Here is a 14,142-nt window from a genome sequence, read left to right on the forward strand (position 1 = left end):
GAAACATCGGTGACTAGAGTACAGACGTGTGTTCATCCGATCTTGCCGGCCGCGGCGCCAGTGCCGGCACCGGCGCCGGCGCGCGCAATCCACCCGCCGGGCGCGGCCGTCGCGAGCGGCCATGCGATGGCCACCGACGCTGGATTGCAGATCCTGCGCGCAGGCGGCAATGCCTTCGATGCCGCCGTTGCGGTGTCATCGACGCTCTCGGTGGTCGAACCAATCAGTTCGGGCCTTGGCGGCGGCGGCTTCTTCCTGATGCACGATGCGAAGACCGGCAAGGACATCTTCCTCGACGCCCGCGAGGTGTCGCCCGAATCGGTGACGCCGAAGGTCTACCTCGACGCCCACGGCGCGCTGGATCCGAACCGCTCGCAGAATGGCCCGTGGTCGGCGGGCATTCCCGGCCTCCCTGCCGCGCTGGTGGAGCTGGCCGGCAAGTACGGCAGGCTGCCGCTGAAGACGACGCTGGCGCCCGCCATCCGCATCGCACGCGAGGGTTTCCCGGTCTATGCGCGGCTGGAAAAGGGGTACGCACAACGGCGCGCCGTGATGGAGCGCTACCCCGGGACCCGCGCGGTTTACCTGGCCGACGGCGATCCGCCGCGGGTGGGCGAAACCTTCCGCCAGCCCGATCTTGCGCGCACGTTGGAACTGCTGGCGGACAAGGGATTCGACGGTTTCTATCGCGGCGACATCGCCGACAAGCTGCGCCGGTCGGTGCACGACGAAGGCGGTCAGTGGACCGCGGCCGAACTGGCCGGCTACCGCGTGCGCGAACGCGCGCCGCTCCGGTTCCGCTACCACGACTGGGACATCACCACCGCGCCGCCGCCTTCCTCGGGTGGCGTGGCGCTGGCGGAGATCCTGCAGATCGCCGCCGGCTGGGACCTGCATGAACTCGACCCTGCCCATCGCGTGCACATCCTGGTCGAAGCGATGCGGCGCGCGTATCGCGATCGCACGATCTACCTCGGCGATCCGGATTTCGTCGACGTGCCGATCGAGCGCCTGATGAGCCCGCTGTACGCCGCCGGCCTGCGGGCGACGATCCATCCGGACAAGGCGACGCCAAGCGCACTGCTGTCCGCACAGCCCGCGCCGCTGGAGGACGACGAGACCACGCACTTCGCGATCATCGACCGGGAAGGCAATCGCGTGTCGGCGACGCAGACGGTGAACCTGCTTTACGGCTCCGGCCTGGTGGCGCCGGGCACCGGGGTGCTGCTCAACGACGAGATGGATGATTTCGCGCTCAAGCCGGGCACGCCCAACGCCTTCGGCGTGATGGGATTTGCCGCCAACGCGCCCAAGCCGGGCAAGCGCATGCTCAGTTCGATGTCGCCGACGTTCATGGAATCGCCAGACAAGGTGATCGCCCTCGGTGCGCCCGGCGGCAGCCGGATCATCACCGAAGTGCTGCTGGGCATCCTGGGCTACGACGATGGCCTGTCCGCGCAACAGGTCGCCGCGCTGCCGCGCTTCCACCACCAGTGGTGGCCGGATGTGATTTCGGCTGAAGCCGGGGCGCTGGACCCGAGTACGGTCGCGGCGTTGCGGGCGATGGGCCACGCGGTGAATGCGGGCGAGCCGCCCTGGGGCAACCTGCAGACGGTGGAATGGGACCGGCGCAGCGACACGCTGTCCGGCGGCAGCGATCCGCGCAATCCGATCGGCAGCGCGGGAGTGTTGTTGCAGCCTTAGTTTTTGCTGCGGTCTTCCTTAAGCAATAGCGACGGCACCTCGTCCTTCGGACGTCGCCAGATCAAGCCCAAGGCTTTCGCGCTTCGCGCGAGTGACGTTTGTCGTGGCAAAAGTCACCAAAACCGTTTGCTCCTGACAGCCGCCGGGACGGTGAAGCCGTCCCGGCGCCCTGCGCGTCTCGGCACGGACGGCACGGCGCCCAAACTCGCTGCGCTCAAACATGGGCGCCTCTGCGGCCGCCCGCGCCTGCGATGCTCGGCGGCCTTTAAGTCGCAAGAAAGCAACGGCAGGGCGGGGCAAGAGCAGACAAAAGCCGGCAACGCGGGAAAGAGCAGGAGATAGCAGGGCAGGGTGGGACCTGGGCCGCGCGAGCGACTTGCAGGCGCAAGGGCCAGCAGGATTGCGCTGGACTTCGTCGCGATCGCTTCATGCTGGTGCGGCGGGGCGGCGCTAGAATCGGGCGATGAAACTCTGGTCGATCCTGGGCAATTCGCAGAAGCTCGATGGCGGGGCGATGTTCGGCAATGCCCCGCGTGCGGTGTGGTCGGGCTGGATCGCCCCCGATGACCAGAATCGCATCCCGCTGGCCTGCCGCGCGCTGCTCGCCAGCCCTCTCAATGGCAAGACGGTACTGTTCGAAACCGGCATCGGGGCGTTTTTCGAGCCGAAACTGCGGGCACGCTACGGCGTCGTCGAAGACCGGCATGTGTTGCTGGATTCCCTGCATGCGGCGGGGTTTTCGCATGAAGACATCGACGTCGTGGTGCTGTCGCACCTGCATTTCGACCATGCCGGCGGGTTGCTTGCGCCGTGGCAGGAGGGCCAGCCGGCGCGACTGCTGTTTCCCAATGCGACGTATCTCGTCAGTGCGCGGTGCTGGGAACGCGCGCGACATCCGCATGCGCGCGATCGCGCCAGCTTCATCCCCGAATTGCCGGCATTGCTCGAAGCCAGCGGCGGGCTCGAGATCGTCGAAGGCGACCATTCCAACGCGCTGGGCGAGACCGTGCGTTTCCACTACAGCGACGGGCATACGCCCGGCCTGATGCTTTCGGAAATCGTCGGCCCCGAGCGCGTGGATGGCGAGGATCACGGCGGCGTGGTCTTCTGCGCCGATCTGATTCCCGGGCGGCCCTGGGTGCATGTGCCGATCACCATGGGCTACGACCGCAGCGCGGAATTGCTGATCGACGAGAAGCGTGCGTTCCTGGAGGACAAGCTCGCGCGCAACGTGCATCTGTTTTTCACCCACGATCCGGAATGCGCCCTGGCGCAGGTGGTCCGCGACGACAAGGGGCGGTTTTCCACCACCCACGAGATGGCGGAACTGCACGCCAGGGCGCTGGCTGCATGAAGCCCGCGGCGTGGTTTGCCGCTGCGGTCCTCATCAGCCTGTGCTTGCCCTCCACGGCGCGGGCGCAGGACGTGCCGCTGGGTGCGCCACAGCCGGCGCAATCGGTTCGCGATCCGGAATTCGGCGTGGTTGCGCGCCACTTCGGCCTCGAGCGCCGGGTCGAGATGCTGCAATGGCAGCGTCGGCAGGCAGGCTATTGGCGCGTGTGGAGCGAGCAGCCGATCGATTCGACACGCTTCGATGTCGATCGCCGGAATCCACCCGCGATCCCGCTGCGCAGTCGGCGCTGGCTTGCGGCTGCGATCACCGTCGACGGCAAGCCGCTGGATCCGGCGGTCATCACGTTGCTGGGACGCTGGCAGGCATTCCGCCCGAGTTTCTCGGCGCTTCCGGGTAATCTCGCCGCGACCTTCCAGCCGGAGGGCGATGGCCTGGGAAGTGCGGAGAACCCCCTGGAGCCGCGCATCGGGGACTTGCGGGTGCATTGGCGTGAACTGATCCTGCCGCCGCTGGACGGCCGCATCGAACTGCGCGACGGGCGCTGGCAACTGCGCTCCCGACCGCCGTCTGCAGCCATTGCCGCAGCGGATACCGATGTCAACGAATCCGTACCCACTGACGCGCCATCTCAGCGTCGCTGGTGGTGGCCAGCCGCGATCGCAGCCTTGCTACTCTGCATCGCCGCGCTGGTCGCGTGGCGCCGTCGTCAACCCCGCTGAGGCCCCCATGCCCCGCATCGCATTGCTGTTCGCTTCGCTGCACGTGTTGCTGATGCTGGTGCTGCTCGCGCGTATCTCCCGGCATCGGCATGGCCAACGCATCGGATTGGGCGATGGCGGCGACCAGGTCCTGAACCGCAAGATCCGCGTGCATGGAAATTTCATCGAACACGCGCCGATCGCGTTGCTGTTGCTGGCGCTGCTCGAACTGGCCGGGTTGCCGGCCGGCTGGCTCTGGGGATTCGGCAGCGCGCTGCTGCTCGGACGCGTCATGCATGCGATCGGCCTGTCGCGCACGGGCGGCTACAGCGTCGGCAGGTTCTTTGGGACCGCGCTGACCTGGCTGGTGCTGCTGGCCATGGCGGTGGCCGGGGTGTGGCTCGCCGTTGGGTGAGGGGGGGGAGCCAGGGTTTACGTCCGAAGAGCTCGCGCCTGGAGGCGCTCCTGCCAGCTAGCGCAGGTTGCGCGGTGCCGCTTTGGTAGGAGCGGCTTCAGCCGCGAGTTCCCGCGAGGCATGAAAAAGGCCGGGAATCCCCGGCCTTCTCCCCGCAAGGCGCGCGTCAGGCGGCTGCAGCCTGTTGCTGGCGCGGGCCCTCGAGCAGCGAGCGCCGGACCAGGTCGACCATCAGCTGCAGCTCGTCCTCGCCGATCGCGAAATGCGGGGTGAAGCGCAGCGAATTGGCGCCGCCATGGATCACGCCCATGCCACGTTCGCGCAGCCATTCCTCGGTCGAGCCGGTGCCATAGCCCTTGAACTGCGGTGCAAGCTCGCAGGAGAACAGCAGGCCGGTGCCCTGGACCTTGGTGATCAGGCCGCCGAGTTCGGCCTTGAGCGCTTCGAGCATCGCAATCGCCTGCTGGCCGCGCGTGCGGATATTGGCGCGCAGCTCCGGGGTGATCTGCTCCAGCACCGCGCAGGCGACGTCGAGCGCGCGCGGGTTGGTGGTCATGGTGTTGCCGTAGACGCCCTTGCGATAGAGGCCGGCGGCGTGCTGGGTGACGGCGAGCACCGACAGCGGGTACTGGCCGGCGTTGAGCGCCTTGGAATAGGTCTCCATGTCGGGCGCCTCGATCCCTTCGAAGCCGGGGTAGTCGACGATCGACAGCACGCCATTGGCGCGCAGGCCGGCCTGGATCGAGTCGACCAGCAGCAGCGAGCCATGCGCCTTCGTCAGTTCGCGCGCCGCGTTGTAGAACGCGACCGGGACCGAACGGCCGGGATCGCCTTCGCCCATCACCGGTTCCAGGAACATCGCTTCGATGAACCAGCCGTTGCGCTCGGCATCGCTGAAGATCTTCTTCAGCGCGTCGACGTCGTAAGGCTCCACGGTGAGCATGCTGTCCTCGCCGCGGAAGCTGGCCAGGTGCTGGATGTAGGTCTTGCGTGAGGAGTCGGAGAAAAGCGCCGGGCGCTCGGTGCGGCCGTGGAAGCTGCCCTTCACCACCAGCCGCTTGATCGTGCGGCCCGCATGGCGGCCGCCGGCGTCGGTCATCAGCTTGGAGTTGACGTCGGCGATGCGCGAGGCGAGCGACACCGATTCGGAGCCCGAGTTCAGGCACAGGAACTTCGCATACGGACAGCCGCCGCGGCTGTGTCCAACCTCGGCGCGCAGTGCGCGGTCGAAGCGCAGCTGCGACAGGTTGGGGGTCATGATGTTGGCCATCACCTGCGGTTTGGCCATCGCATCGAGCACCCGCCTGGGCGTGTGGCCCAGGCCGAGCATGCCGTAGCCGCCCGAGTCGTGGAGCACCGCGCCATTGAGGGTGACGATCCAAGGGCCGCGCGCGACCAGCGCGACATACGGGTTGACCGTGTCGTCGGAATAGAAATTGACGTAGCCGCCCTGGATGCGATGCGCCTGCTCGATTTCGTCCAGGTCCAACAGCTCGGGGAATTCGGCCGCGACGCGCGCGTGTTCGGCGACGGCGGCATCGACCGCTTCCACCAGGTCCGGATGACTGGCGGCGAAGCGCTCCAGGGTGGCGTCGTCCAGGCCGGAGGTGCGGCGGGCACCGGTGTGGGCGCGCAGCGGCGCCAGGCGGGCGGCAAGGCCGGTTGCGTGGGTCATGGGATCCTCCGGTGCTGGAACGGGTGCTGGAACGGCGATGCCCTCTATTATCCGGATCGAATCGTCGATAGACAGCGGCAATCCGCGCGGAATAACATCGCGTTTCGGCGATCTGCCGAAGGCGGGACAGCACAATGCCGATCACCCCGACCGACCAGCAGCTCCTGTCGCTGCTTCGCGAGAACGCCCGGGCCCCGACCGCCGAGCTCGCCCGACGGCTGGGCCTGTCGCGTACGACCGTGCAGAGCCGGATCGAGCGGCTGGAGCGACAGGGCCTGATCACCGGCTACACCGTGCGCGTCAGCGACGAGGCCGAGCGCGGCCACATCCGTGCCCACATCATGATCACCGTGCTGCCGCGGCAGATGGCGGCCGTGGTCCGCGCGCTGCACGCGATGCCGCAGGTGCGCACGCTGCATTCGGTCAGCGGCCCGTTCGACCTGGTCGCGCTGGGGGTGGTGCCGGGGATCGGCGAGATGGATGAACTGACCGACCGCATCGGTGCGATCGAAGGCGTCGAGCGCACCACCTCGTCGATCATCCTGTCGGCGAAATTCGAGCGCTGAGGATCCGCGGAGCGACGTCGCCCGGGTAAGCGCAGCGCACGCGGGACGCCTTGCAACCCGCCCCGGATGTGGCTGCGCCTTATCCGGGCTACTACGGGTCATGTCGTAGCCCGGGTAAGTGCAGCGCACCCGGGGTGCTTTGCAATCCACCCGGATGCGGCTGCGACCTTACCCGGGCAACTACAATCCGCGGTTCCCATCGCGCCGCCGAAATCCGTGAAGAAGTCCGACTTCCACTACGCGTTGCCGCCCGAGCTCATCGCCCAGGCGCCGCTGCCCGAGCGCTCGGCGAGCCGTTTGCTGGTGGTGCCGCCGGCGCCAATGCCCTTGGGTGACCTCGGAATCCGTGACCTGCCGCCGTTGCTAGAGCCCGGCGACCTGCTGGTGTTCAACGACACCCGGGTGATCCCGGCGCGCCTGCACGGCGCCAAGGCCAGCGGCGGGCGCGTGGAAATCCTGATTGAGCGGCTGCTGCCCGGAAACGAGGCGCGCGCGCAGATCGGCGCCAGCAAGACGCCGCGGGCCGGCAGTCGGATCCAGCTCGATGCCGGCGGCGAGGTCGAGGTGCTCGGTCGCGAGGGCGAGTTCTACCAGTTGCGCTTCCACGTCGAAGGCGCGCTGGAGGACTGGCTGCAGCAGGCCGGCCAGTTGCCGCTGCCGCCGTACATCCATCGCGCGCCCGGGGCCGAGGATGCGTCGCGTTATCAGACGGTCTTCGCACGCGCACCGGGCGCGGTGGCGGCGCCGACGGCGGGCCTGCATTTCGACGAAGCCCTGCTCGCCGCCCTCGCCGCGCGCGGGATCGAATCCGGCCACGTGACCCTGCATGTCGGCGCAGGCACCTTCCAGCCGGTCCGGGTCGACGACCTCGACCAGCACCGCATGCACAGTGAATGGCTGAACGTGGACGCCGACCTGGTGGCGAACGTGCGCCGCACGCGCGAACGCGGCGGGCGCGTGATCGCGGTCGGCACCACGGTCGTGCGCGCGCTGGAAAGCGCGATGCAGGGCGGCGAACTGCGGCCTTACGCCGGCGATACCAGCATCTTCATCCTGCCAGGCGTGCGCGTGCGCAGCATCGACGCGCTGCTGACCAACTTCCACCTGCCGGAAAGCACGTTGCTGATGCTCGTCTCTGCCTTCGCGGGCAAGGAGCGGATCTTCGAGGCGTACGCGCATGCGATCGCGCAGCGCTACCGTTTTTTCTCGTATGGCGACGCGATGCTGCTGTTCCCCCAGGCGGGGCAGGGGGCGTCGGCATGAGCCGCATGGCCTTCGAACTGCTGGGCACCGATGGCGCCGCGCGCCGCGGGCGCATGACCTTCCCGCGCGGCACGGTGGAAACGCCGACCTTCATGCCGGTCGGCACTTACGGCTCGGTCAAGGGCGTGCTGCCGGAACAGCTGCGCGCACTGGGCGCCGAGATGATCCTCGGCAACACGTTTCACCTGTTCCTGCGGCCCGGGCTCGACGTCATCGAAGCCCACGGCGGCCTGCATGGTTTCACCGGCTGGGACGGGCCGATCCTGACCGACTCAGGCGGCTTCCAGGTGTTCTCGCTGGCGCACCGGCGCAGGATCAGCGAGGCCGGCGTCACCTTCAATGCACCGACCGACGGCTCGACTGTCTTCCTGGGCCCCGAGGAAAGCATGCGCATCCAGCGCGTGCTGGGCTCGGACGTGGTGATGATCTTCGACGAATGCCCACCGGTGCAGGTCGACGGCGCGCCGGTCGGCGCTGATGTCGTCGCCCGGTCGATGGAGTTGTCGCTGCGCTGGGCGCAGCGCAGCAAGCGCGCGCACGAAGGCAACGACGCCGCATTGTTCGGCATCGTCCAGGGCGGCGTGCACCGTGACCTGCGCACGCGATCGGCCGAGGGGCTGAAGGCGATTGGTTTTGATGGCTATGCGATCGGTGGCCTGGCAGTGGGTGAAACCGAGCAGGAGCGCAACGCCACCCTCGACCACACCGCGCCGCAGCTGCCGGACGACCGGCCGCGCTACCTGATGGGCGTCGGCCGCCCGGAAGACCTGGTGGAAGCCGTCGCCCGTGGTGTGGACATGTTCGATTGCGTGATGCCCACCCGCAACGCGCGCAATGGCCATTTTTTCACCAGCACCGGGGTGGTGCGGATCCGCAACGCGAAGTACGAGCGCGACCTGCGCCCGATCGAGGAAGGCTGTGGCTGCTACACCTGCCGCCACGGCCATACCCGCGCCTACCTGCGCCACCTGGACCGCTGCAACGAGATGCTGGCGCCGATCCTGGGCACCCTGCACAACCTCTGGTACTACGAAGCGCTGATGGCGAGGATGCGCGACGCGATCGGGCAGGGAACCTTCGCCGCCTTCCGCGACTCCTTCCACGCCGCCCGCATCGCCCGGTCCCCGCAAGGGGCGTAGGGCAGGGCTTGGGCGGTGGCCCCGCCGCCCCCACTCCTCCATCCGGCGCCCGCCGAGCCTCATTCCAGGGGCGGAACGCGAGCGCCGGCATGGCATAATTCCCCGTTAATTAGCGACCGGACCTATCGATGACCCTGCTCGACCTGCTGATTCCGCCCGCCTACGCGCAGGCCGCCACCGCCCCGGCTCCGGGCGGCATGTTTGGTGGCGTGGGCGGCATGCTCCTGCCGCTGGTCCTGATCGGCGTGATGTATTTCCTGATGATCCGCCCGCAGATGAAGCGGCAGAAGGAACACCGCGCGATGCTCGACAAGCTCGGCGTCGGCGACGAGGTGATCACCAATGGCGGCATCGCCGGCGTGGTGCGTGAGATCGGTGACAGCTTCCTGCTGGTCGAGATCGCCGCCGACACCCGCGTGCGCGTGCAGAAGGGCGCGATCGCCACTGTTCTGCCCAAGGGCTCGTTGAAGTCCGCCTGAGCGTTTCCTCTTTTCCACTGATGCGCCGGCCCGGCCGTTCCAGGCAGCGGGCCGCGCGTGGGGTTCCGTGATGCTCGTTTACGGTCGATCGAAGTACATCATCGCGCTGCTGGTGTTGTTGTTGAGCACGCTGTATTCGCTGCCCAACCTCTATCCGCAGGATCCCTCGGTCCAGATCACGCCCAACCGTGGCGCCAAGGTCGACGCCGCCTTCCAGGCGCGCGTCGCCGACGCGCTCAAGGCGGCCGGCGTCACGCCGAAGAAGATCGAAATCCAGGGCGGCGGCGAACTGCTGGTGCGGCTGCCCACGCCCGATGCGCAGATCCGCGCCTCGGACGTGCTGCGCGACGCGGTCGGCAGCAACTACGTGGTCGCGCTGAACCTCGCCTCGACGGTGCCTGGCTGGCTGCGCGCGGTGGGCGCAAGGCCGATGCTGCTGGGCCTGGACCTGCAGGGTGGCGTCCACTTCCTGATGCAGGTCGACCAGAAGGCCGCGCTGCAGAAGCGCTTCGAGTCCTACGCCGAAGACCTGCGCGTGCTGATGCGCGAGAACCGCGTCCGCTACGAGTCGGTCGAGCGCAAGCCCGATAACTCGATCGTGGTGACGCTGGCCCCGGGTGCGGCGATCGCCGATGCCCAAGCACTGGTCGCCAAGAACATGCCCACGCTGGGCACCGAGGTCGCCGGCAACAGCATCGTGGTGCGGGTGCCGCAGTCGGAGATCGACAAGATCACCACCGATGCGATCGAGCGCAACGTCGGTACCCTGCGCAACCGCATCAATGAGCTGGGCGTCGCCGAACCGGTGATCCAGCGCCAGGGCAACGACCGCGTGGTGGTCGAGCTGCCCGGCGTGCAGGACACCGCGCAGGCCAAGCGCATCCTCGGCGCCACCGCGACGCTGGAATACCGCGGCGTGGTCGAAGGCAACGCCTACGACGCCGTGGCCAGCGGCAACATCCCGCCCGAAGCACGCGTGTATTACCGCAAGGAACTGGGCCCGGACGGCAAGCCGGTGCCGATCCTGCTCAACAAGCGCGTCATCGCCTCGGGTGAGCAGCTGGTCGACGCCAAGTCGGGCTACGACTCGCAGTCGGGCACCCCGATGGTGTCGATCACGCTCAACGGCGTCGGCGGCCAGCGCATGTTCGACTACACCAGCCAGAACGTAGGCAAGCCGATGGCTGTGGTGTACATCGAGCGCATCCCCGAGGTGAAGAAGGTCAACGGCCAGGAGGTCAAGACCATCCGCACCAGCGAGCAGGTGATCAACGTCGCCACCATCCAGGGCGTCTTCAGCAAGCAGTTCCAGACCACCGGGCTGGAAAGCCCGAAGGAAGCCGCGGACCTGGCGCTGCTGCTGCGCGCCGGCGCGCTCGCCGCGCCCATGGACTTCGTCGAGGAGCGCATCGTCGGCCCCAGCCTGGGTGCGGAGAACATCCAGCGCGGCGTCGAGGCGGTGGGCTATTCGTTCCTGTTCGCGCTGGTGTTCTTCCTCATCTACTACCGCATGTTCGGCATCATCACCTGCCTGGCGCTGCTGCTGAACCTGCTGGTCGTGCTGGCGATCCTGTCGTTCATGGGGGCGACGATGACCTTGCCGGGACTTGCCGGCATCGCGCTGACGGTCGGCATGTCGGTCGACGCCAACGTGCTTATCAACGAACGCATACGCGAGGACCTTCGGCTTGGATTGCCGCCATTGACGGCGATCTCGGAAGGCTACAAGCGCGCGACCGGCACCATCATGGACGCCAACATGACCACCATCCTGGCCGGCGTGGCGCTGTTCGCCTTCGGCACCGGGCCGGTCAAGGGCTTCGCGGTGACGCTGATCGTCGGCATCGTGACCTCGATGTACACGGCCGTCTCGGTCTCGCGCGGCATCGCCGCATTGATCTACGGCCGCCGGCGCAAGCTGCAGTCGATCGCGATCTAAGGGAACGCACACGATGAAACCGTTCAACCTGTTCCCGTATGACAGCAACATCGACTTCATGCGGCTGCGCTACATCTCGATCGGCATCGCCACGGCGATCATGGTGATCGCGATTGGTGCGATGGCACTGAAGAGCTTCAACTTCGCACTGGATTTCACTGGCGGCACCGTCACCGAGCTGAAGTTCGCCAAGGCCGCCGATGTCGACGCGATCCGCCAGCGGCTGGCCGCGGGCGGCTTCGAGAACGCGCAGGTGCAGCGCTTCGGCTCCAGCAGCGACCTGCTGGTGCGCCTGCAACCCAAGGGTTCGGCGACCGGCGGCACCGCGGCCAGCCGCACCGCCGAGGATGTGGTGCGTGCGGTGTCGACGCCGGAGAATCCGGCCAAGGTGACCAAGAGCGACTTCGTCGGCCCGCAGGTCGGCAAGGAGCTGGCGCTCAACGGCGTGTATGCGCTGTTGTTCGTGCTGCTGGGGTTCCTGGTCTACATCTCGATGCGATTCGAGCTGAAGTTCGCGATCGCGGCGATCATCACCACCCTGCACGACGTGATCCTGGTCTGTGGCTGGTTCGCGGTCAGCCGGCACGAGTTCGACCTGACCGTGCTGGCCGGAGTGCTGGCGGTGATGGGCTTCTCGATCAACGACACCATCGTGGTGTTCGACCGCGTCCGCGAGAACTTCCGCGGCATGCGCGTGGCGCCGATCGAGATCATGAACAAGTCGGTCAACCAGACTCTGTCGCGCACGATCATCACCTCGTTCGTGGCGTTCCTGAGCATGCTGGCGCTGTACCTGTTCGGCGGCGCCTCGCTGCGCGGCCTGGCCGAAGCGCAGATCATCGGCGTGCTGATCGGCACCCTGTCATCGATCTTCGTCGCCTGCCCGCTGCTGCTGCTGATGCACGTCACCAAGCAGGACCTGATGCCGAAGGCGAAGGACGAGGCGGCGCTGGCAAGGCGCCCCTGAGATCCGCGAAAAGCAAAAGGCCACGCATCGCGTGGCCTTTTTTTTGCCCGCTTGGAGAAGCGGCTTCAGCCGCGAGCTCTTGCAGCTCCGTGGCAAGAGCCCGGGAGCTCGCGGCTGAAGCCGCTCCTACGAAAAAAGCCGCTCCTGCGAAACAGGCCGGCGTCAGGCGAAGCTTGCGGCGTAGCCCGAACCCACGATGGTCTTCTGCAGCGGCTCGACCAACTTCAGGCCGCCGGCGATGACCTGGTTGCCGGCGGTCGGGGTGACATCCATGCGGCCCAGCGAGGCGCCGCGATAGTCACAGACACGGCCACCGGCTTCGCGCACCAGCAGCACGCCCGCGGCGATGTCCCAAGGCTGCAGGCCGGCTTCGAAATAGCCGTCCGCGCGTCCACAGGCGACCCAGGCCAGGTCCAGCGCGGCCGAACCGGTGCGGCGGATGTCCTCGGCGTCGCGCAACAACTCGCGCACGCATTCGAGCTGGGATCCCGCGCGGGCGCGTTCGCGCGGCGGGAAACCGGTGATCAGCATCGCGCCGGACAATTCCCTGCGCTCGCTCACGCGCACGCGCTTCTCGTTGAGCACCGTGCCCGAACCCTTGCTGGCGGTGAACAGTTCATTGCGCAGCGGATCGAACACGACGCCGTGCTGCGGCTCGCCGTTCTCCACCAGTGCGATCGACACGCACCAGTGCGGGATGCCGTGCAGGTAGTTGCTGGTGCCGTCCAGCGGATCGATGACCCAGGTGAAGCGGCCGCCGTCGCGCACGCCCTTGAGCTTGCCGCCTTCCTCGCCGAGGATCGCGTAGTCGGGGTTGGCGCGCTTGAGTTCCTTGATGATCTCGGCCTCGGCGAGGCGGTCGACCTCGCTGGCGTAGTCGAAGCGGTCCTTCTCGACCACGTCGATCGCATCGAGCCGGTTCATGTGCCGCAGCAGGATGTTGCCGCCGGCGCGGGCCGCCTTGACCATGACATTGACGGCAGGCTTCTGCATGACGCGACGGACTCCGGGCGTTGGGTTTCTGGGCGATGGAAAGAGCAGGCCGGCCCGAAGCCGGGCGCGGAGTTTACCATTGCCGCCATGAGCGACCTTTCCCCGGCGCCGCCATGGGCGCCCACGCCCTTCGCGCGCCTTCGCATCGTGCTGGTGGGCACCCAGCATCCAGGCAACATCGGTTCGGCCGCACGGGCGATGAAGACGATGGGGCTGGCGCGCCTGGTGCTGGTCGACCCGTCGCGCTTCCCGCACGCGGAAGCCGACGCGCTCGCGGCCGGTGCCGACGACGTGCTCGCCGCGGCGCAGGTCTGCGACACCCTGGCCGAAGCGCTGGCGGACTGCCACCTGGCATTGGGCTGCACCGCGCGCAGCCGGCGCGTGCAGCTCACCGAGCAGCCGCCGCGCGAGGCCGCGACGCGCGCGCTCGGCGCGGCGAGGGCCGGGTCCGAGGTCGCGCTGGTCTTCGGCCGTGAGCGCACCGGGTTGACCAACGACGAGCTGCAGCTGTGCCACGGCGCGGTGCACATCCCGGCCAACCCCGACTACGGCTCGCTGAACCTGGCCGCCGCCGTCCAGGTGCTGGCGTACGAGTTGCGGATGGCGCTGCTCGGCAGCCAGTCCGGGCAGGCCACGTCGCGGGACGAGCCGGCGGCGGCGCATGCCGAGCTTGAGGGCCTCTTCGCGCAGCTGGGCCAGGCCCTGGACGAGATCGACTTCCACAAGGGCCGGGCGCCGGAGTCGGCGATGCGCAAGCTGCGCCGGCTGTTCCTGCGCGCGCAACTGGACACCCGCGAAGTGCGCCTGCTGCGCGGCATCCTTGCCGATGTCCAGCGCATGGCGCGGCTGGCTGGGCAGGCCCAGGCCCGCGACGCAAGCGCAGCCTCCGGGGCGCTGTCCGAAGACCCGCGGATCGGCTAGGCTCGCCGCTGCCTTGCACGCGAGCGGGA

13 protein-coding genes are annotated in these 14,142 nt (G+C 68.0%); 11 read left to right on the top strand and 2 right to left on the bottom strand.

The genetic code is table 11. The features are described 5' to 3' along the window. Positions 1-39 precede the first annotated feature (39 nt). From ggt to G7B67_RS03175, 4 genes are all read left to right on the top strand, one after another. Entirely contained in the window at positions 40-1,704 is a 1,665-nt protein-coding gene (gene ggt, locus G7B67_RS03160; RefSeq protein WP_243412236.1) for a gamma-glutamyltransferase, read from the top strand. Positions 1,705-2,167: 463 nt separating this feature from the next. Next, the gene (locus G7B67_RS03165; RefSeq protein ID WP_166207732.1) at positions 2,168-3,058 is read left to right on the top strand and encodes an MBL fold metallo-hydrolase; all 891 of its coding nucleotides are present in this window, start codon (positions 2,168-2,170) and stop codon (positions 3,056-3,058) included. Next, positions 3,055-3,777 carry a TMEM43 family protein gene (locus tag G7B67_RS03170; RefSeq protein ID WP_166207735.1) on the top strand — a complete coding sequence of 241 codons (723 nt, stop codon included), beginning with the start codon at positions 3,055-3,057 and terminating at the stop codon, positions 3,775-3,777. Before G7B67_RS03165 ends, G7B67_RS03170 begins: the two co-directional genes overlap by 4 nt. Positions 3,778-3,784: 7 nt before the next feature. Next, on the top strand, positions 3,785-4,171 hold the full coding sequence (locus G7B67_RS03175) for an MAPEG family protein (RefSeq protein ID WP_166207738.1): 387 nt from the start codon (positions 3,785-3,787) through the stop codon (positions 4,169-4,171). A gap of 166 nt (positions 4,172-4,337) precedes the next feature. Here the strand turns inward: G7B67_RS03175 and G7B67_RS03180 are convergent, their stop codons facing one another. Next, positions 4,338-5,846 carry an aminotransferase class III-fold pyridoxal phosphate-dependent enzyme gene (locus G7B67_RS03180; protein WP_166207741.1) on the bottom strand — a complete coding sequence of 503 codons (1,509 nt, stop codon included), beginning with the start codon at positions 5,844-5,846 and terminating at the stop codon, positions 4,338-4,340. 134 nt (positions 5,847-5,980) lie between these two features. On the opposite strand from G7B67_RS03180, the gene G7B67_RS03185 reads away from it, so the two are divergent. From G7B67_RS03185 to secF, 6 genes are all read left to right on the top strand, one after another. After that, positions 5,981-6,412 carry an Lrp/AsnC family transcriptional regulator gene (locus G7B67_RS03185; protein WP_166207744.1) on the top strand — a complete coding sequence of 144 codons (432 nt, stop codon included), beginning with the start codon at positions 5,981-5,983 and terminating at the stop codon, positions 6,410-6,412. Between the two features lie 216 nt (positions 6,413-6,628). After that, positions 6,629-7,675 (top strand): tRNA preQ1(34) S-adenosylmethionine ribosyltransferase-isomerase QueA, encoded by a 1,047-nt coding sequence (gene queA, locus G7B67_RS03190; protein WP_243412225.1) that lies wholly within the window; start codon positions 6,629-6,631, stop codon positions 7,673-7,675. Further along, positions 7,672-8,814, top strand: coding sequence for a tRNA guanosine(34) transglycosylase Tgt (gene tgt / locus G7B67_RS03195; protein WP_166207750.1), 1,143 nt, complete (start codon positions 7,672-7,674; stop codon positions 8,812-8,814). Before queA ends, tgt begins: the two co-directional genes overlap by 4 nt. 128 nt (positions 8,815-8,942) lie before the next feature. After that, positions 8,943-9,293: a preprotein translocase subunit YajC gene (yajC, locus tag G7B67_RS03200; RefSeq protein WP_166207753.1), complete on the top strand. Its 351-nt coding sequence runs from the start codon at positions 8,943-8,945 to the stop codon at positions 9,291-9,293. 70 nt (positions 9,294-9,363) lie between these two features. Further along, positions 9,364-11,232, top strand: a complete 1,869-nt coding sequence (gene secD, locus G7B67_RS03205; protein ID WP_166207758.1) for a protein translocase subunit SecD — start codon at positions 9,364-9,366, stop codon at positions 11,230-11,232. Positions 11,233-11,245: 13 nt separating this feature from the next. Next, complete coding sequence (secF, locus tag G7B67_RS03210; protein ID WP_166207761.1) at positions 11,246-12,199, top strand: protein translocase subunit SecF; 954 nt, start codon at positions 11,246-11,248, stop codon at positions 12,197-12,199. Between the two features lie 162 nt (positions 12,200-12,361). On the opposite strand, the gene G7B67_RS03215 is transcribed toward secF, so the two are convergent. Then, positions 12,362-13,192, bottom strand: coding sequence for an inositol monophosphatase family protein (locus G7B67_RS03215; protein ID WP_166207764.1), 831 nt, complete (start codon positions 13,190-13,192; stop codon positions 12,362-12,364). A gap of 87 nt (positions 13,193-13,279) precedes the next feature. Here G7B67_RS03215 and G7B67_RS03220 point away from each other — a divergent pair, with 87 nt between their 5' ends. Beyond that, complete coding sequence (locus tag G7B67_RS03220; protein ID WP_166207767.1) at positions 13,280-14,113, top strand: RNA methyltransferase; 834 nt, start codon at positions 13,280-13,282, stop codon at positions 14,111-14,113. The last annotated feature ends 29 nt before the right edge of the window (positions 14,114-14,142 follow it).

It is taken from the genome of Cognatiluteimonas telluris, from assembly GCF_011320095.1.
GTDB classification, from domain to species: domain Bacteria; phylum Pseudomonadota; class Gammaproteobacteria; order Xanthomonadales; family Xanthomonadaceae; genus Cognatiluteimonas; species Cognatiluteimonas telluris.

Excerpts from the sequence above, each read along its gene's own strand:
- G7B67_RS03165 (WP_166207732.1), top strand. The coding sequence starts at position 2,168 with ATGAAACTCTGGTCGATCCTGGGCAATTCGCAGAAGCTCGATGGCGGG.
- G7B67_RS03170 (WP_166207735.1), top strand. The coding sequence starts at position 3,055 with ATGAAGCCCGCGGCGTGGTTTGCCGCTGCGGTCCTCATCAGCCTGTGC.
- G7B67_RS03175 (WP_166207738.1), top strand. The coding sequence starts at position 3,785 with ATGCCCCGCATCGCATTGCTGTTCGCTTCGCTGCACGTGTTGCTGATG.
- G7B67_RS03180 (WP_166207741.1), bottom strand. The coding sequence starts at position 5,846 with ATGACCCACGCAACCGGCCTTGCCGCCCGCCTGGCGCCGCTGCGCGCC.
- G7B67_RS03185 (WP_166207744.1), top strand. The coding sequence starts at position 5,981 with ATGCCGATCACCCCGACCGACCAGCAGCTCCTGTCGCTGCTTCGCGAG.
- tgt (WP_166207750.1), top strand. The coding sequence starts at position 7,672 with ATGAGCCGCATGGCCTTCGAACTGCTGGGCACCGATGGCGCCGCGCGC.
- yajC (WP_166207753.1), top strand. The coding sequence starts at position 8,943 with ATGACCCTGCTCGACCTGCTGATTCCGCCCGCCTACGCGCAGGCCGCC.
- secD (WP_166207758.1), top strand. The coding sequence starts at position 9,364 with ATGCTCGTTTACGGTCGATCGAAGTACATCATCGCGCTGCTGGTGTTG.
- secF (WP_166207761.1), top strand. The coding sequence starts at position 11,246 with ATGAAACCGTTCAACCTGTTCCCGTATGACAGCAACATCGACTTCATG.
- G7B67_RS03215 (WP_166207764.1), bottom strand. The coding sequence starts at position 13,192 with ATGCAGAAGCCTGCCGTCAATGTCATGGTCAAGGCGGCCCGCGCCGGC.
- G7B67_RS03220 (WP_166207767.1), top strand. The coding sequence starts at position 13,280 with ATGAGCGACCTTTCCCCGGCGCCGCCATGGGCGCCCACGCCCTTCGCG.